This window comes from Bradyrhizobium diazoefficiens (assembly GCF_016612535.1).
GTDB lineage: Bacteria > Pseudomonadota > Alphaproteobacteria > Rhizobiales > Xanthobacteraceae > Bradyrhizobium > Bradyrhizobium diazoefficiens_C.
Genome location: NZ_JAENXS010000001.1, coordinates 3385387 through 3409893, shown reverse-complemented (window position 1 = coordinate 3409893; position 24507 = coordinate 3385387). Strand labels below are relative to the sequence as shown.

Here is a 24507-nt window from a genome sequence, read left to right as displayed (position 1 = left end):
GTCCAGTTAGCTCCTTAGCTCCGGGAGGCGGTTTTATCCTAATGATGGCGGCTCAGGCGGCCCTCGCCAGCTTGACGAGGTTGTGAGCGGTGCAGATCAGGACCCATTCGGCTTTCAGTTTGTCGATGCCGCGCAGCAGGAATTGCCTGAACCCTCTTGCCTGTTTGATCTGTCCGAAGACTGGTTCGACGATCTGCTTACGCAGGCGGTAGCGACTTCGGTAGCCGGCGCGCTTGAGCTTGGTGCTCATCCTGGCGATCAGCGATCCAGCTCTTGAAGCCTTTTTCGCGGTGGCGGACTTGGTGCCGTGCTTCTGCCTCCCGGTGGCGATATAGCCCTCGATGCGTCGCCGCTTGACCAGACGAAGATTGGCGGCGGAGCAGTAGCCGGCGTCGGCCGACACTTCGTCGGGATTGGTCCCCAAATTGGCCCTGATACCGTCGAGCAACGGCGCCAGTTGCGCCTGATCGCTGGAGGAACTGGTCAGCGTCTGCGCCACGATGGTCTGATGGGCACCATCGACCGCGGCCTGGGCGTTGTAGCCCTGGATGTAACCGTCCTTGGTCTTCAGGATGCGGCTCTCCGGGTCGGTGAAATTGCGTTTCGCTTTGCCGTCGGGCTCGGTTTTCGTCGGCGTCTCGGCGCGACGTTGCTGGCTTCGGCCCGCGCCTTGCTCTCCGCCTCGGCTGCAGCCTTGGCTTCGGCCTCCAGCGCGGCCTTGGCCTCGCGTATCTCTCAAGCCGCTTCTGCTTGTCGGCCGCCCAATCGGGCATTTCGTCGCCACGCTGGTCGCCGTAGAGCTTGTCCTCCTCCGCATCGGCAGCCTCGGCGGCCTTGAGCCAGCGATTGACCTCCGCTTCCCGCTTTTTCATGCGATCGTGGCTCACCGACTTGTGCTTAGACGCGTTCGCCTTGATCTTAGTGCCGTCGAGCGCAACGTGCCCGAGCTTCGCCAACCCGGCGTTCTCGGCGAGCTTCAACACCTGCACAAAGAGCTCAGTCAGCGCCTTAAGATGCCGCCGCCGGAACTCCGAGATCGTGCGGAAATTCGGCGGGTCGCCTGCCACGATCATCATGAAATCCGCCCGCTCCACTGACGCCTTGGCGATCCGCCGCGACGAGCAAATGCCGCTCGCATAGCCGTGCAGAAGCACCGCCGTCATCATCCGGATCAAACGGCGGCTGACCCAGCCCACTCCAGTAGCTGCCCGCGATCGTCGATAGATCAAGGCTTTCCCTAACCAAACACGATCAACCGCGAAAGCTGGTCTTGCGGCGCATAATCGTGCACGCTCGGCGGCAGAAGCTGAGGCTCATCGATCTTCCAGGGACGAAATTCCTTGCTCATCGCTACGTAAGGAATCAGACTTGCACCCCTTGGCCAGTCACTACTCAGACAGGCTCCTAGCGGATCAGCGCTACGCAAGCTAACTCAACTTGCGCAGTTGGAATTTCAATTATTTTGCGAGAGGCGGTGCGAGTCAGATCAATTGGTTAGGTGTGGCGCGGGAGTGATTTGTGCGTGTAGTGCCGAACGTCGGTATTTTCTTTGGCTGCGAGCGCGTTTCAGATGGTGCATATATATGTGCCATACGAATCGCAAGAAGCATGGAAAGGCCCACCGGTGCTGGCGGTTGGTCCGGAGCGTGCGCGTTGGTCGACGCGTCATTCAGGAGACGGTGGCGCAGCTTGGCCAATTCGGTGAAGAAGGACGCGCGGGCGGCTGATCGACGGTCCCGAGCAGGCGCAGCTTTTCGATGACGGCGGCGCCGATGCCGATACGCTTAAAGGGTATTCGCATCGAGCGATTCCGTCAGTTTGGCGATGTGTATCTGGCACTGGCGCTGCGGCCGGGGTGCGGCCTGAAGGGTTATGCGAGCCCGCTGCTGCCGACCGGCAACGAGAGCATCGCATGAGCGAAGATGGCAGCCGTGTGGGGCAGCGCGGTTCTGTAAGCCATCGAGCGCGGAGGATTGGTACGGTCGCATAGCGTTTCAGATCTGCTGAAACACGGTGACGAGGAGGTGAAATGGACCCGCGAAGCGGGACCGCTTGAACTGGCTTGATAGTTGAAAACTGACTGCTCCTGATCCCTTTCTATCACGCTGCCCGAGACTCTGTCTGCTGCAGTTGCTGTGGGCATGTGGTCAACGCGCCAGCGTTAACGGCCGTGAAGAACGCCTATTTCAGCCCGGGACGAAGCGAAGGCGGGCCGTGAGCCGGGCGAGGAATTGGCGCAACAAGAGCTCCGGCCACCGGATCAGCCGCCGGAAGTTGTAGCCGGCCGCGGCGAGGACGGCGTTGATGGCGTCGCCCCGGCGGTGTCCCAGGTAGCTGCGGCCCATCCGGTGTTCGGATTTGAGATGGCCGATGACCGGCTCGATGGCCGAGCGCCGGCGCAGCTCGCGTTTGATCTTTGGCGTCACCCGCCGCTTCTGGCCCGAGATGAACACCCTGGACTTGTAAGCGGGCGGCGCATTGTGACCGCGATAGCCCTTGTCGCCAAGGAGCCGCTCGATGGTGTTGCCGATCAGCGCCTCCATTTCCAGGATCACGGCAGCCAGGGTATGGCCGTCATAGGGCTGCCAGGCAGCGACTTCACATGGGTGACGAACTGACCAGCCGTGCGATAACGTCGTGGCGACCGGCACCTTGACGCCGAACCCGTAGGGCCGGTGGGCCTTGCCCTTGCCGATGCATTCGACGTCCGGCGCATGCAGCGAGTAGAGCTTTTGGCCACGCTGGCGCTGCTTCTGACCGAGCACGCATCGCACCAGCGCCAGCATGCGGTCGAGCGCCACCCCATCGAGCAAGCCGATGTTGTCGAAGAGCTTGCGGGCGATATCGCGGATGACGCGGCCGAGATAGGTTCGCAGCGTCCTCAAGGCCCGATTGGCGCGCTTGAACTGCTTGGCATGGGCATAGCGCTGGTGCTTGATCGTAAGTGGCACGAGCATCGTTCCCTCCAGTCCAACTGAAAGACTCACGACGCGCGATTCGACGAAATCCTCAAAAACAAACTGCAAGCTTTTGGACATCAAAGCCCGAAAGCTTGCAATCTCAAAAGCCCTCTCGCTAGAAAATTCGACTCCTCCTCAACGGTTTGGAGGTTCTTCACGGACGACTGTCCACGATGGCCACAGCCTTCGCGACCTGCATCCGCTCGCGCCGGACCGCCATCGGCCTGCGATAGCCGTGCGCCTGATGAAGGCGACGATCGTTGTAGAAGGCGATCCAGCTCGCGACCCCTGCCTTGGCCTCGCGGCCGCGGCATAGCCCTTGAGATAGATGTTCTCATGCTTGAGCGACCGCCACAGCCGCTCGATGAAGACGTTGTCCATCCAACGACGACGGCCATCCATGGAGATCTTGATCCCTGCGCCCGCCAACGCGCCGGTAAAGGCCGCGCTGGTGAACTGGCTGCCTTGGTCGGTGTTGAAAATCTCCGGCGTGCTGTACTTCGCCAACGCCTCGTCCAGAGCCGCCACGCAGAACGAGACGTCCATCGTGTTCGACAACCGCCACGCCGGAACCGCACGGCCCCAGCGCGATCTTTGCCTTCCACGCGTCGATCTTTCGTCTCGTCTTCGTCGTCATCATGCGCTCCGTCAATCAAACGGAGCAGCTCCTTCCAACTAAGCTCATGGTCCCAAATCGGGCCCATTTCAGGGGCTCGGGATCGTGGTATCAGCCTCATTCTGTTTTTCGCCGGAGATAACATCGCCGGCTAGCTCACGGACCGAGACCCAGCGCCTATCCTATTTGGCGCGTGTTGTCGACGGAGCTTGCAATAGATCTTCGTTCTCGGGATATCTGGATCCAAGACAATTTGAATTCAGTAGCCACAGTCTTTGAGCCGTAGCATGGCTCGAGCTCGTCATAGAGACCGAGCGAATGTTGGATCGGCGACAGTTAACCCGCAGGATCTGATGGCACATCGCTTGCTTCCCTGATGCCGCGAGATCACAGAGTTTCGCCCGAAGTACACAGTGGGGACAAAATGCTTGGAATTGGAAGTAAGTTGCCGTCGTTCCAAATCACCGGGGTAAAGCCCGGCTTTCACCTGCACGAAGAGAAGGGAGAAAGCGCCTTCGAGACGCTGACCGAAAAGAGCTTTCCTGGGAAATGGAAAATCATTTTCTTTTACCCTAAGGATTTCACCTTCGTCTGCCCGACCGAGATCGCCGAGTTCGCCCGCCTGTCCAACGAATTCGCCGACCGCGATGCGATCGTGCTGGGCGGCTCGACTGACAACGAGTTCTGCAAGCTCGCCTGGCGGCGCGAGCACAAGGACCTGCACCATCTGCCGATTTGGCAGTTTGCCGACACGGACGGCGCGCTGGTCGATGGGTTGGGCGGCCGCTCGGCCGACGGCGTTGCCCACCGGACGACCTTCATCGTCGATCCTGAGAATACGATCCAGCATGTCTATGCCACCAATCTCAACATCGGCCGCAACCCGAAGGACACGCTGCGCGTCTTGGACGCCCTGCAAACTGACCAGCTCTGCCCCTGCAATCGCGAGGTCGGCGGGGAGACACTGAAGGTCGCCTGAGGGGATATGACGATCGACCAGTTGAAAGACCAGATTCCGGATTTCGCCAGGGACGTCAGGCTAAATCTGGCGTCGATGATGGCGGACGACACACTCTCACTACAGAGCAAATACGGCCTATTGCTGGCGAGCGCGATCGCGAGCCATCATCCATTGGTGATTGCCGCCATCGAATCTGCAGCATCCGAGGTGATAACGCCTGCGGCAGTCGCGGCGGCGAAATATGCAGCATCAGTCATGGCGATGAACAACGTCTACTACCGCTTCGTTCACCTCGCCTCCAACCCGGAATACAAGACGATGCCGGCGCGGCTGCGCCTGAACGTACTGGGTCATCCCGGCGTGGACAGAACCGATTTCGAGTTGTGGGCCTTGGCAGTAAGCGCAATCAATGGGTGCGGTGACTGCATGGATGCTCATGAAAAGTCGCTGCGGCAAAGCGGCGTCAGCTCGGACACAATTCAAACGGCCGTGCGCTTTGCCGCAATCGTGCAGTCAGTTGCGGTTGCGATCGAGGCGGCAGGGCGCGGCACGCCACAAGCGGCGGAGTAATCCACCCTCCCCGCGCCCTTTCGCCTGGCCCCTCCCCAGGGCAGGCTCAGAGTTGAACCTCATATCCGCGAGCTGAGTTCGCCGAAAGCGCCCTTGCATCCGAATATTTGAGCGTCAGTCGACTTTCGGCCTCTGGCGCGCACGCAAGCTACGGCAAAATGACTCCGCCATGAGATCTTCTCCGCCTTACCGATAACGCAGGCGACCGCAGTCCCCTCACCCGAATTTGAACAACACCCCATATCCGCCACGCGGATAGCTCCATTCAACATCGCCGGTGGACTCTCCTATGACGCGGCAGGTGCCGCACTCCATACAGCCGTCGACGGTGACCTCGACCTGGCCCTTGTCATTAAGATCATAGCAGCGCGCGGGACAGGCTTTCAAAAGCGCAAGGAGCTGCGACGAGGGCCTGGTGTGTGCGCGCACCTTGATGTGGGGCCGTCCGGCGTCCACAAGATAGCGGTTGCAAAACAACTTGTCTTCGACGCGCACTGATCGGTCGATCTTCATAGTTTGCCTCATTGGCTCGGATTCCCGCTTCGAACAATTAGCGCCACGCGCGGGCGAAACGGAATGCATCGCCGAACAGCCCGATCCACGACCGCGCATTGACAAAGGATTTCAGCGTTGACTTCTGCTTCTCAGTCTTTGGCGTACCGTCAACCCGAAGGTAGGTCTGCATCGCCTTCGAGATGAGCTGGGGGTAGGTCAGAAAGAAGTTTTGCGAATTCGTATGCATCAGCCTCGGCATGTCCTTGTACTTCTTCATGTCCTTCAAGACGAAGGAGCGATCCAGCATCCTCTTGTACAGCGCGAGATTTTCCTTGGTCATGGCAAGCCGGCGTGATTTGACCTGGAAAATCGCTTCGGCTGCGATCCGGCCGGAGGTCATTGCAAGATTGGATCCCTCGCGATGCATGGCGTTGTTGAGCTGCGCCGCGTCACCAACAACGACCCACCCGTCTCCATAAAGCTGGGGGATGGCCTTGTAGCCGCCCTCAGGAATGAGGTGCGCGGCATATTCCTTGACCTCAGACCCTTCGATCAGGGGCGCGACCGACGGGTGACGCTTGAAGCGATCGAGCAGCTCGTAGGGCGTCTTTCCGGTGCGGTGGAAGTCTGCGACGAGACAGCCGATACCGACCGAAATGCACTCCTTATTGGCGTAAATGAAGCCCATTCCCGTCATGCCGCCGGAAATGGTACCGGCAGCTTCGATCACAACGCCTTCGTCTCCGTTCAGATTGAAGCGTGCTTCGATGGTCTCGCGCGGCAAAAAATGCATTTCCTTCACCGCGAGGGCCACCTTGTTAGGTTTGGGGCGCTCGCGCAGGTGCGCACGCGTGCCAAGCAGGCCGTTGACGCCTTCGGCCAGCACCACGATGTCTGCGCGGATCTCGCCGTCCTGGCGATCTGTACGAACACCAATGACCCTGCCGTAGGCATCCTGCGCAAGATCGGTGACGGTGGTCTCGCACAGCACGGTCGCGCCGGCCTCCCGCACCTTCGAGGAGAACCATCTGTCAAACTGCGCCCGGATAATCGTGTACCGGTTAGCCCGCTCCTCATTGAAGTCCTCCGAGCGGTAATGCAGCCCGACATGGGAGCGATCATCCATGATCCAGAACCGTTGTTCGACCAGATGGCGCTCCAGCGGTGCGTCCTCCCGGAACTCCGGGATCAGCTTTTCCAGCATGTCGGCGTAGAGTATTGCGCCCTGAACGTTCTTCGATCCGGCATATTCGCCGCGCTCGAGCTGCAGCACTTTCATGCCTTTCTTGGCCATGGTCAGCGCTGCCGCGTTACCTGCCATGCCAGCGCCGACAACGATTGCATCGAACCTTTCCTCGATCATGATGACTCCTCTAGCTCGCAATCCGATCGCGCGAATGTGGCGAAAGCCGCGCACGAAACGCGTCCGTCAGCGCCGGCAACAGATGCATGGCGTCGCTGACGATGCCGATGTGGGCAAAGTCGAAGATCGGCGCGTTCTTGTCGGTATTGATGGCGACGATCAGATCCGCGCCCTCGACACCAACCCGATGCTGGATTGCGCCGGAAACACCTGCGGCGATATAGAGCTTTGGCCGGATCGTCTTACCTGTCTGGCCGATCTGCCGATCGGCGGTAACCCATCCCTTTTGCACGAGCGGACGGGAACAGCCATATTCGGCGCCGAGCACACCGGCGAGCTGGCGCACAAGCTGAAAGTTTTCTTGAGAACCGAGCCCGAGCCCTCCGGCAACCACGACGTCGGCATAGGCAAGATTGGATTTGGCCGAATCTCGGTCGGGCATGAACGAGAGCACTTTGGTCACAATGTCGTCTTCGACCAGGCCGAGCGGATGGACGATGATGCGGCCAGGATCGCGCTCGACGCGCTCCGGCATCGGCATCACGCGCGGGCGGACGGTTGCCATCTGCGGCCGGTAATTCAGGGTGTAGATCGTGCAGAGCAGCGAACCGCCAAAGGTCGGACGGGTCGCCGCAAGCGAGCCATCCGTATCGACGTCGAGCTCGGTGCAGTCGGCGGTAAGACCAGTCTGTAGTGTGGTGGCGACCGACCCCGCAAGATCGCGGCCGAGCGTTGTTGCCCCTAACAGCAGGATCTCGGGCTTGTAGATCTCAACGAGATCGGACAGCGCTTTGGTGTAGGACTCGTTACGATAATCCGAGAGCACATTGTCGGCCACGAGATAAGTCAAATCTGCGCCGTAGCAGAAGGCTTCGAGTGCGGCGTTGCGTGTGGCCTCGCCCTCAGGGCCGGCGACAACAGCCGCAAGCTTAACCTTTAGCCTGTCAGCAAGCTTGCGGCCCGCCCCCATAAGCTCCCACGAGACAGGATGGACCTGCCCGCGCTCCTGCTCGACGAACACCCAGACATGTTTGTAGGCTTTGAACCGGTCCGGTAACTGCTTCTTTGTTGCTGCGCGGCCCGCTGCGGCTGATGTGGGACCCTTGATGACGTTGCTCATGGCGTTGCATTCTCCTTCCGGTCCACGCGCCTGCGCGACAGGACCGGGTTCTGGCTTGGACTGTCGGTTGAACATGGCCCGGATGAGCGCGTTCGCCGGCTGATCGCGGCTCTCACGCTGGGTCTTTTTCGCGGAGGACGGGCCCCTTGATGCTCGGCGCGAGAGGCGGCAGGAGATGAGATCGAGGCCAACGATTGCGGCGAGCTGGTTGAGCTGCAACGAAAATGGCCACGTCGCGATTCCGGTGCCGACCTCGGCCATGTCGTCATCGATGGCCGACTTGCCGATGAAGCCGACAGCGAGCCCAGCAGACAGCTGCGTGACCTTCCAGATCGTGGTCGTGCATTCGTACAGCGTGGGTAGCGCCGGGTCGTCAACCGGGGATCAGTCGATGAGCAGCAACGCACCTTGATCCAAGGTGCGCATCTCTCACAGTCAAAACTCAGACAAATACGATCCCATTGCATGCACGCTGATCTCACCGGTCCGCTGGCCAGTGAACTGGGGGGCGCCTCCGCGGCTACGGATTCGTAACGGTTGGTCGGCACACCCCGCTGCACAATCGTGTTTGACAGAAGCCGCGCGCAGATTTTCGCAAGCGCGGGGCGCTGTTTGATGCAGATGATGCCATGCATGCGCTTCTCCGGAATAAGGTCGGTTTGTGGTCGGGCGGACTTGGGTGCAGAGCAGCAAGTGTCATACCAACTGAGAACACCGCGAGGTCATACACCTAACGGGTGAATTGGGCGCTTTTGCTTAGTGGTTCCTGGCACCGGGCAAACAGCGCCACGAGATCCGTCGGAAATGCGACAGAGCCCTCTCCCGTGTCGCTCCACAGACTCGACGAACGAAGAGGTGCACGCCGAGGCGCGCCACAGCTATTTACTCTGAGGCAGACGGCATTGAAAAGAAGACTATTTCAACGTACTGAGCGGCACGAAGGCGGCCGGCCTCTTGGGCTCCGTGACCGCATCTTTCAGGACCTTGAAGACGCGTTGGTCGATTGGCGAAGACGCCACGAAATCCGCATAGGCCTGCTCCAGCATGGTCTTGCAGCGCGCAGCGACCTCCGCTTCCGCGGCACCGGCGAATTTCTCCTTGGCGAGATGTTGCCCCATGCGTTTTAGGATATGCAGGCGCGCGACATTGACGATCCTGGGATCGTAGTCGACACCAAGCAGCGCAAAGATCTCCTCGGCCGAGCAGGCCTGGTTGAGGCGGTAGAGGATGCCGGCCGTCTGTGGTGCATTGCTCATCGAAATTCTCCCTGAATTGGCCTACCCGTCTCGGTCGCGATCCGGCAGCGCCTAGTTGGTTCGCGGAAAAGCGGTTTCGTGTTGGCCCTGCTGGAAATGGCCACACAGCCCATGTCCTCGGACTTCAACGCGATCTGCGAGCGCTTCGGCCGCGCTTCGATTGATTTGGTGGCGGGCGAAGTGAAAGGCGAAAGCTCACTCACGTTCGACCGGAAGAGCATTCGCAAACATCGCGCCAGATCGCTGCCACCGTCTCGCGCGCGACCAGCCGCTTGTGCTCGATGGCATATTTTCGCACCCGGGACAGGATTTGTCTGCTCTGCTCCGTGGTGACGGCAAGCTGCAGTTCTCCAAGCAGCGTGGTGATGGCCGAGAGTCCGGAATGTTTGCCAATCACAATGCGGTTGGAGCGACCAAGCAAACGTGGGTCGAGCGCTTGGTAGGTGCGTTCGTCCTTCAATAGCCCATCGACATGAATGCCGGATTCGTGCGTGAACACATGCTCCCCGACAATCGCCTTGTTAAGAGGAATCGTCCGTGCAGCCGCGGCCGCGACCAGCGTGGCGACCTCTATGAGCTCCGGCAGCACGATGCCGGTGTCACGCCCGTAAAGCTGTCTGAGTGCGACCGCAACTTCCTCGAGCGGCGCATTGCCGGCCCGTTCGCCGAGCCCGATGACAGTGACCGAAGCGTGGCTCGCGCCGCCCCTGATATGGCCGCGACCGTGTTGGCGGTCGCGAGCCCGAGATCGTCATGTCCGTGAAATTCGAGCTCGAGATCGGTAGTCGCGCGCAGGCGCGCGATCAGCGCATAGGCGGAGTCGGGATCGAGCACACTGAGTGTATCGGCGATCCGAAACCGCCGCGCGCCCGCAGCTTTCGCAGTCGCGATGAGACTGATAAGAAAGTCGACATCGGCGCGGGAGGAATCCTCGCCTCCGACGGCGACATCAAGCCCTCGCTCGCGGGCGTAATCCACCACCCGCCTCATCCGCTGCAAGGCCTGGTCGCGGTTCCCGCCAAGCTTGGCCGCGATCTGTACGTCTGAAGCTGGGATCGAAACATTGACCATCGGCACCTTGGCCTGGATGGCCGCGTCGACATCGGCCTCCCGCATGCGGCACCAGGCGATAGGAGTGAGTGGCAGACCGTCCTCGACAATGGCGCGGATGGCCGCGATCTCGTCATCGCCCATGGCGGGGGTCCCCGCCTCGATCTCCGTGATGCCGGCCCGGGCCAACGCACGCGCGATGGCCACCTTTTCTGCTGTGGTGAACGCAACGCCAGGCGCCTGCTCGCCGTCGCGCAGCGTTGTGTCATTGAGCACGGTCTGCTGGTTCCATGCCGACTCGGACCATGACGGCTTGGCAGCGATGGCTTTGGCGTCGATCAACGAAGCCTCCTGATTGTGCTTGGCAAGGACTGCTTTGGCAAACCGCATGCCATGCCCGCAGGATTCCAACCTATTGAAGCTCCATCATTTGTCGCCCCCCGTTGGATGTCCCAGGCAGTGTCGCAAAACCGACGCACCAGTTGAGCTCTCACCATTCTGCATCCTGGATCAGCTCGGTTGCCGCGCAGATCGACGGTCAGACCGAGGCGTCAGAGTTCATCGGTTCGCGAACCCGGCACATCGCATCAGGGATTTGCTTTTCTCATGATAAGCAGGACGCTAGCGCCATAGACAACATTATGGATGCGGTGTGGTATCGGCGTCGAACACCATCGTGAGGCATCAGGCACCATCCAACCGCAACAGGACCCTTGCGCGATTGATCCGCAATCCGATGGACGGCGCATGCCGAGCCGGGACGCCGGAGTTAAGCAGCCTCGCCCGAGCACACGCCGCAGCGACATCCCGGGTCCGCGCCGGCAAAGCCCAGATCTCTTCAGGCCACACAGGGTTTGCGGCTTGGGCGCAACCTGGCCTTGAGAAGAGCGTCCGCTGGTTCGCGCCGCAATCCACTGCAGCAGATCGATTCGGCCGAATCACCTGCAGTTCTTGACCGACTCCGCGGCCCATCGGCCGGCAGTTACCCCAAAGAACCATCTATCGGGCGGCGGGAATACGGGTCAGCTGCCGCCCGTAACCGGAGCGGCCGGCGGCAACAGAACGTCACGCCGGCGCTCGGCCATTCGGCTCTCACCGCTTTCATCGCCAAAGCAGTGGTTGAAGTCCTTGCACTCGGTGCACACTGGCGTAGTGCACAAGATGAGGCCCTCGTTCTCGCATAGCGTGCGATAAAAGAAGCGCTTCCAGCGCATGTTGTTGACATTGCGCCTGGCGAGCGGCGCGAAATGGCGGTTGAGAAGACGGGACAGTTCACCACGATCGCCCAATCCGAGATCTGCCCACAGATGATTCGGCTCCATGACACGGCGCGCGATCATCGCGGCCAGCCAACGGCCGGTGTCTCCTGCCGTCGATCGTTGCGCGAGCAAGAGATCACGCACCATTGCGACCTCGTCGTTGTCATCGCGCTTGGAACCCAGCAGCAAATCATCGCCCTTGATCCGAACCGACGGAAAATTCTGCTTGAGCAGCGCCGCCAGCTCATCGCTGGACAGGCCGACCTTCCCGAAGAGAAGACCACCTTCCATCACACCGGCCGCGAGAATGCACGCGAGCACGTGGCGGTCGAAGCTAAAGTCATTGCCGATGTCGGCATCTGCGGGGTGCCTCCCGGTCAGGAGGCGATAGCTGGCAATTCCTGCCCCTGTCTGCACGCTCCCATCATTCGTCTCGACAAGCATGACAGGATAGAACTGCTCTTCGAACATGGGCGTTCGCTACTCTTTCCACATTGGTCAAGGATGCATCACCGCGTCGGCACTCGGGAGACACCCTTTCGCCCGACTGCCGGCCCTCCTTTTGTTGGCTATTGGGAGGGCCGGGCTGCCGCGTTGTGCCGCTTTACGATGCCGCAAGTTCCGCGGCGCTTTTCCCGACGATGGACTCGTCAACGGCTTTCATGATGCCGTGCTCCATCAGCATGTCCTCGAGCTCGTCCATGGTGATTGGGGTCGGGATGATGCCTTTGCCGCCATTGTTGTGGATCCTGCCCGCGAGCTTGCGGTAGTGATCGGCCTGCTGGGAGTCCGGCGCATATTCCAGCACAGTCATGCGCCGCAGTTCTGCATGCTGCACAATGTTGTCGCGCGGCACGAAATAGATCAGCTCAGTGCCGAGCTTCTTGGCGAGCGCTTCGGCGAGCTCCAGCTCCTTGTCGGTCTGCCGCTCGTTGCAGATGAGGCCACCGAGCCGCACGCCGCCGGAGCTCGCATATTTCAGAATGCCCTTGGAGATGTTGTTGGCGGCATACATCGCCATCATCTCGCCGGACATCACGATGTAGATTTCCTGGGCCTTGTTTTCGCGGATCGGCATAGCAAAGCCGCCGCAGACGACGTCGCCGAGCACGTCGTACGAGACGTAGTCGCGTTCCTCATAGGCGCCGTTCTCTTCGAGGAAGTTGATCGAGGTGATGACGCCGCGCCCGGCGCAGCCGACCCCGGGCTCCGGGCCGCCCGACTCGACGCAGCGAATGTCCTTGTAGCCGATCTTCATCACGTCCTCGAGTTCGAGGTCCTCGACGCTGCCGGCATTGGCGGCCAGGCTCAGGATCGTATCCTGCGCCTTGGCGTGCAGAATAAGGCGAGTCGAGTCCGCCTTGGGATCGCAGCCCACGATCAGGATCTTGTGACCCATCTCGGCCAGTGCCGCCAGCGTGTTCTGCGACGTGGTCGACTTTCCGATACCGCCCTTGCCGTAGAACGCGATTTGTCTCAGTGAAGCCATGTTGCTCTCTCCATCAACCGATTTGCCAAAGATTCCGTGCTGTTTTGCACGCGAGCTTGTTTCTCTTTCAGAAACGGGGCACACGGGTCCAAGGGTAGGAGAGCATCGCTCGTCTTGCGCGTCGGCGTGCACTCAGCCCTTACTCAGTGTTGCTGCATCGCAGGAGCAACTGCCGTGCCAATGCCGGCCCTCCTCTCTAAGCTTCTGATGATGCACTGCAAACACCGCGAGATTTCTCATCGCGCTGGATGTTTCGAACCTGACAGCAGCTGTGCGGCTGTGAGCAATCTGACAGCGCTCACATTTTCGGGAACGAAAGTATCCTTGCGGCGCATTCATTCGCAAAACGCAATTCCCTCAATGGAGATCAAAATGCGACTGCGGCCGAGCCCTCGGCGCGGTTTTCAGAAACGATGCTCCGATCGGCATCGAAGTTCGAGCGCCGTGCACCAGGATCGGGTGTTCACGTTTGATGAAGATGTGGGTGACTGCTGTCATTCCGGTTTACGCTGCATCACGACATCAAAACCGAGAAGCTTCCGATGCCAGCGCGCAGGGATGTCGATCGGCCCGAATTCGACCTGTGCCGACTGCTGTCCTCACGAGAGCGACGCATAAGCGGGCGCTGGTCGGCCATCGCGAGCTCGACTCGGGCCGTCGGCATGCGGCTTCTTCGCGACAATCGACTGGGAGATCGCGATCGAGGCATTGATGGCTGATCCACATGCCGCTCCCGGACCGCCTGCCCTCGATCTGGCTCCAGCGGCTTCTCATAGTGGCTGCGCGCATGCCAATGCTGATGCGCGCGCAGTCGCTGTCTCCTCGGTGGACTTGATCCCTCATCGGTGCGAAAACGGCAGCGCACTCCGCCATCGGAAGTCGTTACCATGTCCCGGAACTCGTCACGGCGGCAACATGGATGCGCTTTGCCCGCACCACTAAAGGATCATGAACTTCTGCGAATGCAACCGCAGTCACCCCGAAGGGTCCCTCGCCGCCAGAACAATGCCAATCGCCAGCAGCGGATCGGCTGTGATCTGGACGCAGTGTTCGGATCGGTTGAGCAAGTGCAGGTCATAATGCGGAAAGCTGCGAAAGGGCGGCTCGGTGACATCAGACGCCTCGCATCGTACCAGGGCGAGATGTGGAAAACGGCGCCGCAGCTCGGTAAAGGGGCTCGCGCGGCCCTCTGCCGCCGTGATCACTCGTTCAAGTTCGATCAGTTCGTTTTCGTCCACCGCCATGACCACCCTTATCTTTTAGGAGCGAAACCATCAATTTTATTGCCAGAACACCCGGTCGAGATCGGCATTAAGCTCATCGGTCGCTGCGCTCAGCCGCTGATGGACGCTGTGGAATTGCCAGATTCCTCGCGCATGGTCTTTCCAGAACAGTTTCCACAGTCTGCATACGGCGTCATGATGGATCAACGCGACATCGATCACGCGGCCATCCTTGTCGATCTCGCGTGAACAGCAGGGGCTCTCGACGAGATAGCCGCCCTTAACCGGCCTCACACCGGGTGAGACATAACGATAGCGTCTGCGGGAGCCCAATGCGCATTCGATCCGCTTGCGATCGACCTCGTTCGGGTGAGCGTTCAGACCGACGACTGCCCTTTTCATGATCGCAGCATTCATTGCGAAAGCCCCCTTTAAAGCCGCGTTCTTTGCGCTTCAGGACAGCCGACCGGCCGCCCGGCAAAACTCTGAAGCTAGGTCCGTACGTTCGCTTGTGTGTGCGCTCTCAAGCGTACGATCTCGCCGATGCGGCCGACGCCGGCCAAAAGGTCCATCAAGCCTGCGACGACCCGTGAAACAGCCGCCGTTTGTGTGGTTGCCGGCGGATCTGAGCGGCGGGCGCCATTCGGATGTCGATGACGGGGCGCGATCATGACGGGAGCCCTTCTCGCGATAGCGGGCCCTCGAGCTCGGTGCGTGCGTCAACCGAATCAAGTTCCTTGCATTTCATTCCGACGCGGTTGCCGGTTTGAAGAAACTCGACACCGTAGACGTAGAAGTGCTGCAGGAACGTCCCGATGGAAACGACGTAGCCGACCTCACCTCTCTTGGCGAGGACGTCCCCGATCTCCTTGCCGGCATAGGTCCCGTCATTGCGGACGGTGCGGTTGGCCTTCACCTTTTCACCGAGGTTGAAGGCCGGAGGTCCATCCAGCTCTATGACGTCACTGTCGCGGACGATGTTGCTCATGCATCACTCCGTCATGAATTCGATCGAGCCGCATCCTGCGTGCTCGCAGGCCGCCGTGGCCCGGATTGCCGGGACGAAACGCGGGGGTTTTCCCGGCAGCTACCGTCAACGTGAACGCCATCAAGCTTACTCTCGTTCAGGCCGGCGGCTGGTACCGCGGCAACGAGGTGTCGATGACGCAGGTCTTGTCCACCGGGCAGACCGCAACGCATTGCGGCTCCTCGAAGTGACCGATGCATTCGGTACATTTTTTCGGATCAATCACGAACGTTCCGCCCTTCTCGAAGATGGCAACGTTGGGACATTCGGTCTCGCAAGCGGAGCAGCCCGTGCATTGCGAAGAAATGATCTTGAACGGCATCCGATGTCCTCTTCACGCCACGGAAATAATCGGGTCCTGCCGGATCGCTCCGTCACCCCGGTCGACATGCTGAATCTGGCCGCTTTTCACCTTCTCGAGATAAGAGCTGAACCATGCGATCGCGGAGTTTTCGATGAACTCGTGCGCGTATTGATCGACCGGCTCGATGCCAGCCTTGTTGAGTTCGCTCGTGGGCCGACCACCGATCCTGGCGACGAACACAGCACGGCAGTCATTGATGGAGCGGATGATGGCCGCGAGGTCATCCTGCGCGCCATAACCGCCCTGGCAGTAGTGATCGACGCGGCGGTGCCCGACGAATTTGGCGCCGGATCTCGAAACTTCATACACCTGGAACTCCTTCGCATGCCCAAAATGCTCGTTGATGAGGCCAAAGCCCTTGGTTGCGCCCGCGATCAGCACTTTGATGTCGCTTGACCCGCATTCATGCTCCCCCACGTCCACCTGCCTGGGCACGCTTCTGGCGCGGCGCTCCTCCTCGATTCCAGCCTGGTGGGCCTTGCGCACCTCAGGGTCGTAGTTGACAGTCATGGTCACAATCTTCTCCTTCGTAAACTCCGCGCTTCGATCCTCGCCGAGCAGGCCGACAGCATCGGCGCGGCATTGGCGGCAATGGCGCATCATGTTCATCTCGCCTTCGCATGCGTCCTGCAGCGCCTTCAACTCGCGGGCTGTCGGCACACGCTGGCCCTTGAGGCCGAACGCGGTGCCGTGTTCGGGGGCTGCGATCAGCGGCATGATGTTGTGCAGGAACGCGCCGCGCGACTTCACGGCTTTGTTGACCTCAATCAGGTGCCGCTCGTTAATGCCTGGGATCATGACTGAATTGACCTTGCAGAGAATGCCTCGCGCGGAGAGCATTTCGAGGCCCTGGAGCTGACGCGTGGTCAGGATTTTCGCGGCCTCGAGATCGCGGTATCGCTTGCCGTTATAGAAGATCCACGGATAGACCTGGGCTCCGATCTTGGGATCGATCATATTGATTGTGATGGTGACGTGCTCGATGTTCAGTCGAGCGATGGTGTCGACGTGATCGGGCAAGGCGAGACCGTTGGTGGATAGACACAGTTTGATATCGGGCGCGGCTTTGGCCACGAGCTCAAAAGTCCTGAAGGTCTTTTCCGGATTAGCCAGGGGATCGCCGGGACCGGCAATGCCAAGCACTGTCATCTGCGGAATGCGGGAGGCGACCGCGAGCACCTTTTTGGCCGCCTGCTCGGAGGTGAGCTTCTCGCTGGTCACGCCCGGGCGCGATTCATTGGCACAGTCATATTTGCGATTGCAGTAGTTGCACTGCATGTTGCAGGCTGGCGCGACCGCAACATGCATGCGGGCGTAATGGTGATGCGCCTCTACGCTGTAGCAGGGGTGAGTCTTCACCTTATCCCAGATCGCTGGCGGCAGATCGCCTTGGTCTCCGTGTGCCCCGCAGCTTGCTTTGCCGCGTTTGGTCAGGGTGCCGCAGCCTTTGGGCTCTGCGGCCAGCATGGTCTCGCCGCCATCTCGTGCATTTCTAGCGCTGCTGCCGCGCTCCACTGCGTCCATGTCCAGTTCTTTCTCCAAGCCAAACAGGCTTCCCGGAGCCACTCCTGAGCGAGCCTTTGAACGTGGGTTAGCAACTCGCATGCCATCGCCGACGGCAATGGATTTTCTTATCAACACCAATCGGTTAGCGAGAACGATCTGCCCCGTTGCGCCCCCGGACAGCGACCATCGGGCGTGTCGGAAATGCGACAGACTTTGGGATGCTGGCAGCGATTGCCACGCCCGTCCATCAATGCGCTCCCGCTCAGCGGCACCGGCACTGTTGCCGTGGTTTGGACGGCTGCCACGGGCTCGGCCGAGGTGGGCCGGCTTCGGTTTGACAGCGCCTCTAATTGGTCAGCAAGATCTCGACGGCCCGCGGCAGCGCCACCGCAAGCGGGATCAAGCCCTGGTCGAGCAGGAATCTCAGCTCGTTTCGCGAGAGCGCATCCGATTCGACAAGTACGTAATGAACATCTGCCGAGCGCTTCGTGATCTGCCGCGCATAAATGCGCAAGAGCTGATCGTCGAACCGGCAGCCGATGAAAAGAAAGCTCCGCCCAATCCGCCGCTGCTTGACGATCCCCGGAATCGGCGTCTGGATATCAATCTCGGTCAGGACCTCGACATAATCGGCGTCGGAGATCAGGAAGTTTTTGGCCGGCAGCACGCCGCCATGCGGCTTGTAGAGGACCGTGGTCCAGTTTCCGGCCGCCAGAGAATCGACCTCGTTGCCATCGGCGTCATAGAAGCGATACCAGCGGACCTCGCCGATGCCGGCGCGGGTGATGCCCTGGACTTCGCCCCATCCGTCACCCTTGCCAAGCGCGGCGCGCATCGCGCCATCATACCAGGTATCGACGATCATCGGTAAGCGTAACGCAGCGAGATGACGATGCAGAGCCGTTGGCTCGACCGGGGCGGCAAACGCCTGAGCCATCAGGCCCGTCACAGTGGACCGATGCTTGTTGCTCTCGATATGTTGTGCTGCGGCCCAGGCATTGCCGCGGGCCCGGCGCGGCAGCGCGACCTTGGTGCCGAAGAAGATCGCCAGCGCATCAGGTGTCAGTGGCACGTCAGGCTTGGATAACGCGGCGAGGCCGGGGCCGAGATAGGGAACAATGCTGCCGGCACGGAGTCTCGCCGCAACATCGGCGAGCAACGCCTCCGCATCCGTCCCCTTGAGAACGGTGATTTGCGACACTGCTTTCATCGTTCATCGCCGTTCCCGCCCAGCCTTTTGGCATTGATCGTGATCGGCAGCGGCGTATCGCTCGCCAGTTCGGGCAAACAGAGCACCCATCCATTCGATAATCTGATCCAACCGCCCCACAGCGTCTCGTGCTCGGATTCGACGATCTGCTCTTCAATATCCTTCTTCGGCACATAAATCGACAGGCCCGCCTCAGGAGAGCGGCGGATCATGATTTTCATGGGATCAACTCCAGGGATTACGGGTTGCTGGTGGGGTTGGCATGCCCTTGGGACAAGCCACGCAGGCGGGCGAGGATGTCGGACAGCGCGCGCACGACCTGGTCGATCTCTTCAGCGGTGGTTTCATGGGACAGCGAAAAGCGGACCGCACCGCTCAGGCTGCTCGCCGGCACCTGCATGGCGCGCAGGACATGCGAGGGCTCCATCGCGCCTGAGCTACAGGCCGATCGGACCGACACAGCAATGCCGGCGCGATTGAGGTGATGGACGATCGCTTCGCCTTCGAGGCCCTCGAAGGCGATATTGCTAGTGTTCGGCAGCCGGTTACAGTGGTCGCCAAGGACGTTGCAGTGACCGTTCCGCAAGATCGATTGCTCCAGACGATCGCGCAGCGCAGCAAGGCGAACGCGCTCTCGGTCGAGCCGCTCTGCAGCAAGCTCTGCCGCTTTTCCGAGGCCGACGATGCCGGGGACGTTCTCGGTTCCGCCGCGGCGCCGGCGCTCTTGTCCTCCGCCCCAGATCAGCGGCCTGAATTTCGTGCCTTTGCGCAAATAGAGCGCGCCGATCCCCTTCGGTCCGTGCAGCTTGTGCCCGGAGAGCGACAGCATGTCGATCTCGCTGGCCCTCAGGTCAATGGGTACCCTGCCGGCGGCCTGCACGGCATCGGTATGAAACAGCGCGCCGCAGGCGCGCGTCCATCCGGCCAGACGTTCCACCGGGAAGATGGTGCCGGTCTCGTTGTTGGCCCACATCACCGATGCAATCGCCGTGCGTGGTCCAAGCGCCGACCGAAACGCCTCAAGGTCGAGCCGGCCGCGCGTATCCACCGCGATCAGACGAACCTTGACGCCGCTTTTCGACAAATGTTCGACCAGCGCCAGGATCGCCTGATGCTCGACCGAGGTAGTGACGATCTCGTCCCGGCCCTCCTGCGTCGAAAGCGCAGAGAGAATAGCGGTATTGTTGGACTCCGTCCCGCCAGACGTGAAGACGATCTCATCATCGTAGGCAGCCCCCAACAACGCCTGCACGCTGCTGCGTGCCTGCCGCATAGCGCCCGCGACCTGCCTGCCAAAGCCATGGGCTGAGGAGGCATTGCCGAACTGTTCGGTGAAGAACGGCAACATGGCTTGCACGACCGACGGCTCCGTTCGGGTCGTCGCATTGTTGTCGAGATAAACCGCCACTGAAACGTTGCTCAATGTGGCGCCGTGGGCGCGCCGGCGACGGGGATCAGGCGAACGAATTCGCCGAGCTTTTCGATCAGCCGCGCCTGAATGCCCTCCAGCGTCGCAGCTGACAGCTTGCAGAGCACACAGGCCCCGCTCAGCTTGACCATGATTTTGGTGCCGTCGATCGCAACCAGCTGACAGTCACCACCGTCGCGTTTTAGATTGGGGCGGATCTCCTCGAGGACGGCGCGAATCACTTGCTCCCGGTCCATTTCGGCGGCCGGCGGCTGCTTCAGATGCTTGGTTCCGACCAGCATGCTTGCGACCTCGTTGATCAGCTGAAGGATTTGCCACACGTGCAGCTCGCGTTGGCGTTCGGGTTGTCGAAGGTAAATCCCGAGCCCTCCTGCGCCAGCACGAAATCAATCGTGGTGCCGGCGAGATATTGGTGGCTGTCGTTGTCGACGAACAACTTGATCCCGTCGCGTTCGATCACGGTATCGTCGGATTTCGTCTCATTGGCCAAGCCCATAATGTACTTGAACCCGGCACAGCCGCCGGACTCAACCGTAATGCGCAAGCCGCTCGCTCCCGATGTTGAAATCACGCCCCTGACCGCATTCAGTGCGTTATCTGTTAAATTGATCATGGCTCACCCTTTCACCTGCGTGGCTCGGCTGACTGCAAGTTGGCAATTCGCATGCCAGCGCACACGCGCCTGATAGGCTTGAGTTTTCCAATTCCTGGCTGTTGGCTTTGCGACCCGTGTCGTCTTCCTGACGATGCCGTTTTCGGGAGTGAAGGCGCACGTCTCATTTCTTCAGGTGCTACGCAAGTGAAGCGCAGTCCAGAGGCCGGCAAGTAATTTGCATTCCGTGTTGTGCCGGTCGAGAGCCGGCGATGACCTTAGATCGAGGACGATTTTCATGACTGCAATCGAGAACACCGCGCTCGGCCGACTGGATAAGGAGGGACGACTTCTCAACGCCGTACTCAAGGGCGAGACCGCCAAGCCAGGCCGATTAGGTTTTCGTGGCGATATTGCGTTGAAGTTCCAGGCCCAGCTCGCGGACGAGAAGCGGCCGCCGGAATATTCAATCGAGCAGGTCTTGACGGTCGTGCAGGAGGGCGAAAGCACGATCCCGGTGCTGGCCGGCTATCTGCATTCATTGGCCTATCTCACCGACGTCGGCAGCGTTCTTCACGGCGCGCTGAGGCCTGACGGGCGCTACTTCATGTTCTGCAACAATATAGATCTTTTGGCGAAGTACCGGACCAAGGTCGGCGACATCACCTTTCACATCCTCCCATGCGATGAATCGACCGTCTGGAAAGAGATGATGGATCTGGCCGGGCTCGACAAGAACGACTTCAAGAAATTCGATGCAGGCGGCAAGCTAGATTACTTGCTCGACGCAGCTACGGCTCTCGATGTCTCGTATGAGGAGATCCCTTACGAAGACGGGCTGAAGCGAATGGGGCCTGTGAAGAACCGCAACCAGAACCGACCGGTCTGAGCGACGGCTGCGGATCTGTCAAAGGCGCCCTCCTCGACAGGTCAAACCGTCAGCAGATGTCGTCCTCCATTTCCTCACAGTGATGAGCGTGAGCCGCGCGCATTGCGGGTGAGCAACGCAGCGCGCGTGCGGAGTTCAATGCGAAGCTTCCTAGCCACGCATCAGCCAGATGCCGTCGGCCATGAATAACTGCTGGCGTTCGTCCCCGAATTGATGGCGATCCCAGACTCGGGGTGCCAACGAACGGCTTGGCCCCAGCACACCACACGGGCAGCCGACGACCTGCGGCTGTCGCTCGAGTCAACGATCACGCGATGGAAATGCGCGTCGCCAGGCGCACTGCAGGAGCTCGCACTGAAGAGCAACGTGGATCCATTCGGGCGTTCTATGCGATGTGCTTTTCCAAACAGGTTTGCGGCTCTGCAACAAGCCATTTGTTTGCTTTGGCACTAACTCACATTGAAAGGCCCTGCTGTCATTCCCGGTACCAGCGCCCAGGCGTCTGTTGATTGGCGCGGCTTTTGCTCTCGTGTCTCACCGTAATCGTGCAGCGCACCTGCCTTGTCCGGCAGCCTTTATTGAAGCGAGGACACTTCTCTTCGAGGTCCAAATGTCTTCAAGAACTGATCACGAGGGTCGACTGTTCGCGATTATCCTCGGCACCAATGAGATTGCGTCCGCGATCGCCGTCCAACTTGCGCGCGGCGGAACTTGCGTGGTGCTGTCTCATGATGCCGATCCGCCTGTGATCCGGCGCAGGATGGCCTTCCATGACGCGCTGTTCGCCGGGATCGCACAGGTCGAAGATATTGTGGGTGAGCGCCTCGACGAGGCCATGCAGGTGCTTAGGGCGCTGCGCGGGGACGCTAGCCGACGAAGACGGGTGATCGTCTCCCGTCTTGGCCTTGTCGACCTATTGCCGATCCGCCGCATTGATGTGCTGATCGACGCCCGTCTGCAGAAGCGCCGAATCAGGCCCGACCTGCGGCGGCTCGCGGGACTGACAATAGGTCTGGGCCCCGGTTTCTCCAGCAGCTCGAATTGCGATGTCGCGATCGAGACCCGGCCCGGCAGGATCGGCTTGGTCAAGCGAGACGGGTGGACGGATGCGGCTGACGGAATTGCGAGTCGGCTCGGTGATCTGGGCGCGGAACGTTTTGTCTATTCCAGCTTCGTCGGCACCTGGCGAACATCGATCGCAATTGGAACGCATGTCGACAAAGATCTGGTGCTCGGTCATCTCTCCGGCGTACCCATCATGGCGCCGCGCGATGGCGTATTGCGCGGCATCGTTCGTGATGGGACCGAGGTTCCTTCCGGCGTCAAGCTGCTCGAAATCGACTCGCGCGGCGTGCTGGCGCAATGGACCGGTATCGACGACCACGGCCGGGCAATCGCCAACGCGACGTTAAGTGCGGTCCTTCGAGGTGCGGCCCAAAGGTTTGGCCTGGTTCTTGAAGCGGAGATGTCGGGACAGGCGTAACTGGCTGCCTACCGGCCGCCTCAAACGCGTCACTTTGCCCTTTGGAGAGGGCCGAAACTCCGCTCCGCATGGTCGGGGTGAGCGAGCTTGGGACAGGAACGTTGCGGACCTCAATCCTCAAAAGGCACTACGATGCCCGCCTGCCTTGGTACACCATCTATCCAACAGTACCGGAGTTCTCGGTGGCGGTCGGCACCAGGGATTGTGAGGAATGGCTAAGGCGCCTGCCGACGAATGATGCCGTGTCGCTCTATATCCACGTTCCGTTCTGCCGGTCGATCTGCTGGTATTGCGGCTTTCCGAAGAGCAGCACTGGCCGGGATGCGTCGATCCTCAACTATCTGGCGGTGCTGCGTGAGGAGATCCGTTTGGTGGCGGCGAAAGCGCCCGATGTGCTGCCCGTGAGCGACGTGCATTTCGGCGGCGGAACGCCAACCCTCATTGCACCAGCCGATTTCCTGGCCCTGATGGAATTGCTGCGCCGCCGATTTAGCTTTTGGCAACCAGCTGCGGTCGCCGTCGAGATCGACCCGCGCACGTTCACGGCTGAAATGGCCGAGACCCTCGGAGCAGCCGGCGTCAACCGCGCGAGCCTGGGTGTGCAGAGCTTCGATCCGGTCGTCCAAAAGGCCATCAACCGGATCCAGAGCGAAGTAGAGACCGCGAGGGCCATCGAAAATCTCCGCCGGAATGGAATAACCCGCATCAACTTCGACCTCATCTATGGTCTGCCAAATCAGACAGTGCAGTCCTGCGTCCAAACGGCGGAGGCGGCGGTGGCGATGCGCCCCGATCGCCTTGCAGTCTTCGGTTACGCCCATGTTCCCTCCTTCAAGAAAAATCAGCGCCTGATCGAGGAGGCCATGCTGCCGGACACGGTTGGCCGTGCCGAACAGGCTGCGGCAGTGGCCGACACGCTGGTTGCTGCCGGCTACCGCCAAATCGGGCTGGACCATTTCGCCTTGCCGGACGACGAACTCGCGCTGGCGCAGAAAACCGGTCGCTTGCGACGTAACTCGTTGGGGTACTCGGCTGATACGTGTCGAACCGTTATCGGCCTCGGTGCCTCGGCCATCGGCCGTCTCGGCAACGGCTATGTCCTAAACGAGGTTGCAACGGGTTCCTACACGCGGCACATCCGTGCTGGCCGTCTGGCGACGTCAAAGGGCTATCCTCTCTGCAACGAAGACCGCGTGCGGGCCGCGATCATCGAACGATTGATGTGCGACCTGGAGGCTGATGTTCCGGCAATCTGTGCGGCCTTTGGACTCGATCCAGTTCCGCTGCTTGATTCCGCTGAACGCTTGCCGATGCTCGCCGAGGACGGGATCGTAGACATCGAAAGCGGCTTCATCCGCGTTAGGCAGGAGCACCGCTTCTTGCTCCGCGCTGTCGCTGCCGCATTCGACGCATATCTCGACCGCTCACCCTACTAATCCAATGCGCATGACGTTTGTGGGAAGGCAACCACCAGGAAGAGCCAGCGTAGTGAATTGGTTGGTGCAAGTGGGCAGCCTTTGACACTCGGCTGTGTCGTCAATCACGACAGACTCGCGATCATTGCCCTGAGCTTACGGCCAGCCACCAATTTGCTCCCGCTCGCACATTCGCCGGTGACTTACGCGTGCCGCGCTCACGCCAAATC

At 60.5% G+C, this 24507-nt stretch carries 22 protein-coding genes and 4 pseudogenes; 6 read left to right on the top strand and 20 right to left on the bottom strand.

Going from position 1 to position 24507, the window contains the following annotated elements; translation table 11 throughout:
• Nucleotides 1-52 precede the first annotated feature (52 nt).
• Nucleotides 53-1348, bottom strand: a pseudogene (locus tag JJE66_RS16110) (transposase).
• A 424-nt stretch (nt 1349-1772) separates the two neighbouring features.
• On the opposite strand from JJE66_RS16110, the gene JJE66_RS16105 reads away from it, so the two are divergent.
• Entirely contained in the window at nt 1773-1916 is a 144-nt protein-coding gene (locus JJE66_RS16105; protein WP_200515161.1) for a hypothetical protein, read from the top strand.
• A gap of 270 nt (nt 1917-2186) precedes the next feature.
• On the opposite strand, the pseudogene JJE66_RS16100 reads toward JJE66_RS16105, so the two are convergent.
• Both JJE66_RS16100 and JJE66_RS16095 read right to left on the bottom strand, forming a co-directional pair.
• A pseudogene (locus JJE66_RS16100) lies at nt 2187-2939 on the bottom strand (IS5/IS1182 family transposase); the annotation flags it as partial.
• A gap of 175 nt (nt 2940-3114) precedes the next feature.
• Nucleotides 3115-3539: pseudogene (locus JJE66_RS16095) on the bottom strand (transposase); the annotation flags it as partial.
• Between the two features lie 461 nt (nt 3540-4000).
• Here JJE66_RS16095 and JJE66_RS16090 point away from each other — a divergent pair.
• Together JJE66_RS16090 and JJE66_RS16085 are read left to right on the top strand one after the other, a co-directional pair.
• Nucleotides 4001-4555 carry a peroxiredoxin gene (locus JJE66_RS16090; protein ID WP_200515393.1) on the top strand — a complete coding sequence of 185 codons (555 nt, stop codon included), beginning with the start codon at nt 4001-4003 and terminating at the stop codon, nt 4553-4555.
• Between the two features lie 6 nt (nt 4556-4561).
• Nucleotides 4562-5107 carry a carboxymuconolactone decarboxylase family protein gene (locus JJE66_RS16085; protein ID WP_200515158.1) on the top strand — a complete coding sequence of 182 codons (546 nt, stop codon included), beginning with the start codon at nt 4562-4564 and terminating at the stop codon, nt 5105-5107.
• Between the two features lie 216 nt (nt 5108-5323).
• Here JJE66_RS16085 and JJE66_RS16080 read toward each other — a convergent pair whose 3' ends face one another.
• The 17 genes and pseudogenes from JJE66_RS16080 to JJE66_RS16000 all read right to left on the bottom strand — a co-directional run bounded on the left by JJE66_RS16080 (nt 5324) and on the right by JJE66_RS16000 (nt 20511).
• Nucleotides 5324-5620 carry a ferredoxin family protein gene (locus tag JJE66_RS16080; protein ID WP_200515157.1) on the bottom strand — a complete coding sequence of 99 codons (297 nt, stop codon included), beginning with the start codon at nt 5618-5620 and terminating at the stop codon, nt 5324-5326.
• Nucleotides 5621-5657: 37 nt separating this feature from the next.
• Complete coding sequence (locus JJE66_RS16075) at nt 5658-6965, bottom strand: FAD-dependent oxidoreductase (protein WP_200515156.1); 1308 nt, start codon at nt 6963-6965, stop codon at nt 5658-5660.
• Between the two features lie 10 nt (nt 6966-6975).
• The gene (locus JJE66_RS16070; RefSeq protein WP_200515155.1) at nt 6976-8085 is read right to left on the bottom strand and encodes an electron transfer flavoprotein subunit alpha/FixB family protein; all 1110 of its coding nucleotides are present in this window, start codon (nt 8083-8085) and stop codon (nt 6976-6978) included.
• Between the two features lie 914 nt (nt 8086-8999).
• Entirely contained in the window at nt 9000-9341 is a 342-nt protein-coding gene (gene nifW / locus JJE66_RS16065; protein ID WP_200515154.1) for a nitrogenase stabilizing/protective protein NifW, read from the bottom strand.
• Between the two features lie 199 nt (nt 9342-9540).
• Nucleotides 9541-10781, bottom strand: a pseudogene (nifV, locus tag JJE66_RS16060) (homocitrate synthase).
• A 632-nt stretch (nt 10782-11413) separates the two neighbouring features.
• Entirely contained in the window at nt 11414-12121 is a 708-nt protein-coding gene (locus tag JJE66_RS16055) for a nitrogen fixation protein NifQ (protein WP_200515153.1), read from the bottom strand.
• Between the two features lie 133 nt (nt 12122-12254).
• A complete protein-coding gene (nifH, locus tag JJE66_RS16050) occupies nt 12255-13139 on the bottom strand; it encodes a nitrogenase iron protein (protein WP_200496122.1) in 885 nt (294 codons plus the stop codon).
• Nucleotides 13140-14113: 974 nt separating this feature from the next.
• Nucleotides 14114-14383, bottom strand: a complete 270-nt coding sequence (locus tag JJE66_RS16045) for a hypothetical protein (RefSeq protein WP_200515152.1) — start codon at nt 14381-14383, stop codon at nt 14114-14116.
• A gap of 36 nt (nt 14384-14419) precedes the next feature.
• A complete protein-coding gene (locus JJE66_RS16040; protein WP_200515151.1) occupies nt 14420-14779 on the bottom strand; it encodes a hypothetical protein in 360 nt (119 codons plus the stop codon).
• Nucleotides 14780-15029: 250 nt separating this feature from the next.
• Nucleotides 15030-15350, bottom strand: a complete 321-nt coding sequence (locus JJE66_RS16035; protein ID WP_200515150.1) for a nitrogen fixation protein NifZ — start codon at nt 15348-15350, stop codon at nt 15030-15032.
• Nucleotides 15351-15486: 136 nt separating this feature from the next.
• Nucleotides 15487-15711, bottom strand: coding sequence for a 4Fe-4S binding protein (locus JJE66_RS16030; RefSeq protein WP_027545442.1), 225 nt, complete (start codon nt 15709-15711; stop codon nt 15487-15489).
• A 12-nt stretch (nt 15712-15723) separates the two neighbouring features.
• On the bottom strand, nt 15724-17220 hold the full coding sequence (nifB, locus tag JJE66_RS16025) for a nitrogenase cofactor biosynthesis protein NifB (RefSeq protein WP_246756410.1): 1497 nt from the start codon (nt 17218-17220) through the stop codon (nt 15724-15726).
• Between the two features lie 385 nt (nt 17221-17605).
• Nucleotides 17606-18469, bottom strand: coding sequence for an SIR2 family protein (locus JJE66_RS16020; RefSeq protein WP_200515149.1), 864 nt, complete (start codon nt 18467-18469; stop codon nt 17606-17608).
• Nucleotides 18466-18690 (bottom strand): putative nitrogen fixation protein NifT, encoded by a 225-nt coding sequence (nifT, locus tag JJE66_RS16015; protein ID WP_200515148.1) that lies wholly within the window; start codon nt 18688-18690, stop codon nt 18466-18468. The genes JJE66_RS16020 and nifT overlap by 4 nt, the downstream gene beginning before the upstream one ends.
• 17 nt (nt 18691-18707) lie before the next feature.
• Nucleotides 18708-19892, bottom strand: a complete 1185-nt coding sequence (gene nifS, locus JJE66_RS16010; RefSeq protein WP_210349682.1) for a cysteine desulfurase NifS — start codon at nt 19890-19892, stop codon at nt 18708-18710.
• The gene (locus JJE66_RS16005) at nt 19889-20179 is read right to left on the bottom strand and encodes a NifU family protein (protein ID WP_200515390.1); all 291 of its coding nucleotides are present in this window, start codon (nt 20177-20179) and stop codon (nt 19889-19891) included. The genes nifS and JJE66_RS16005 overlap by 4 nt, the downstream gene beginning before the upstream one ends.
• Before the next feature lie 17 nt (nt 20180-20196).
• Nucleotides 20197-20511: an iron-sulfur cluster assembly accessory protein gene (locus JJE66_RS16000; protein WP_200515147.1), complete on the bottom strand. Its 315-nt coding sequence runs from the start codon at nt 20509-20511 to the stop codon at nt 20197-20199.
• Nucleotides 20512-20788: 277 nt separating this feature from the next.
• Between JJE66_RS16000 and JJE66_RS15995 the strand changes: the two genes are divergently transcribed.
• The 3 genes from JJE66_RS15995 (at nt 20789) to hemN (ending at nt 24298) form a co-directional block, all read left to right on the top strand.
• Nucleotides 20789-21379, top strand: coding sequence for a hypothetical protein (locus tag JJE66_RS15995; RefSeq protein WP_200515146.1), 591 nt, complete (start codon nt 20789-20791; stop codon nt 21377-21379).
• A gap of 610 nt (nt 21380-21989) precedes the next feature.
• Complete coding sequence (locus JJE66_RS15990; RefSeq protein ID WP_200515389.1) at nt 21990-22862, top strand: xanthine dehydrogenase; 873 nt, start codon at nt 21990-21992, stop codon at nt 22860-22862.
• Between the two features lie 68 nt (nt 22863-22930).
• The gene (gene hemN / locus JJE66_RS15985; RefSeq protein WP_409362814.1) at nt 22931-24298 is read left to right on the top strand and encodes an oxygen-independent coproporphyrinogen III oxidase; all 1368 of its coding nucleotides are present in this window, start codon (nt 22931-22933) and stop codon (nt 24296-24298) included.
• Nucleotides 24299-24507: the final 209 nt, after the last annotated feature.

Coding starts and splice junctions, on each gene's coding strand:
- JJE66_RS15995 (WP_200515146.1), top strand. CDS start 20,789: ATGACTGCAATCGAGAACACCGCGCTCGGCCGACTGGATAAGGAGGGA.
- JJE66_RS16005 (WP_200515390.1), bottom strand. CDS start 20,179: ATGCTGGTCGGAACCAAGCATCTGAAGCAGCCGCCGGCCGCCGAAATG.
- JJE66_RS16035 (WP_200515150.1), bottom strand. CDS start 15,350: ATGAGCAACATCGTCCGCGACAGTGACGTCATAGAGCTGGATGGACCT.
- nifT (WP_200515148.1), bottom strand. CDS start 18,690: ATGAAAATCATGATCCGCCGCTCTCCTGAGGCGGGCCTGTCGATTTAT.
- nifB (WP_246756410.1), bottom strand. CDS start 17,220: ATGCTGGCCGCAGAGCCCAAAGGCTGCGGCACCCTGACCAAACGCGGC.
- JJE66_RS16080 (WP_200515157.1), bottom strand. CDS start 5,620: ATGAAGATCGACCGATCAGTGCGCGTCGAAGACAAGTTGTTTTGCAAC.
- JJE66_RS15990 (WP_200515389.1), top strand. CDS start 21,990: ATGTCTTCAAGAACTGATCACGAGGGTCGACTGTTCGCGATTATCCTC.
- JJE66_RS16105 (WP_200515161.1), top strand. CDS start 1,773: ATGCCGATACGCTTAAAGGGTATTCGCATCGAGCGATTCCGTCAGTTT.
- nifW (WP_200515154.1), bottom strand. CDS start 9,341: ATGAGCAATGCACCACAGACGGCCGGCATCCTCTACCGCCTCAACCAG.
- JJE66_RS16085 (WP_200515158.1), top strand. CDS start 4,562: ATGACGATCGACCAGTTGAAAGACCAGATTCCGGATTTCGCCAGGGAC.
- JJE66_RS16075 (WP_200515156.1), bottom strand. CDS start 6,965: ATGATCGAGGAAAGGTTCGATGCAATCGTTGTCGGCGCTGGCATGGCA.
- JJE66_RS16020 (WP_200515149.1), bottom strand. CDS start 18,469: ATGAAAGCAGTGTCGCAAATCACCGTTCTCAAGGGGACGGATGCGGAG.
- JJE66_RS16090 (WP_200515393.1), top strand. CDS start 4,001: ATGCTTGGAATTGGAAGTAAGTTGCCGTCGTTCCAAATCACCGGGGTA.
- nifH (WP_200496122.1), bottom strand. CDS start 13,139: ATGGCTTCACTGAGACAAATCGCGTTCTACGGCAAGGGCGGTATCGGA.
- JJE66_RS16030 (WP_027545442.1), bottom strand. CDS start 15,711: ATGCCGTTCAAGATCATTTCTTCGCAATGCACGGGCTGCTCCGCTTGC.
- JJE66_RS16040 (WP_200515151.1), bottom strand. CDS start 14,779: ATGAATGCTGCGATCATGAAAAGGGCAGTCGTCGGTCTGAACGCTCAC.
- hemN (WP_409362814.1), top strand. CDS start 22,931: ATGGTCGGGGTGAGCGAGCTTGGGACAGGAACGTTGCGGACCTCAATC.
- JJE66_RS16045 (WP_200515152.1), bottom strand. CDS start 14,383: ATGGCGGTGGACGAAAACGAACTGATCGAACTTGAACGAGTGATCACG.
- JJE66_RS16055 (WP_200515153.1), bottom strand. CDS start 12,121: ATGTTCGAAGAGCAGTTCTATCCTGTCATGCTTGTCGAGACGAATGAT.
- JJE66_RS16070 (WP_200515155.1), bottom strand. CDS start 8,085: ATGAGCAACGTCATCAAGGGTCCCACATCAGCCGCAGCGGGCCGCGCA.
- JJE66_RS16000 (WP_200515147.1), bottom strand. CDS start 20,511: ATGATCAATTTAACAGATAACGCACTGAATGCGGTCAGGGGCGTGATT.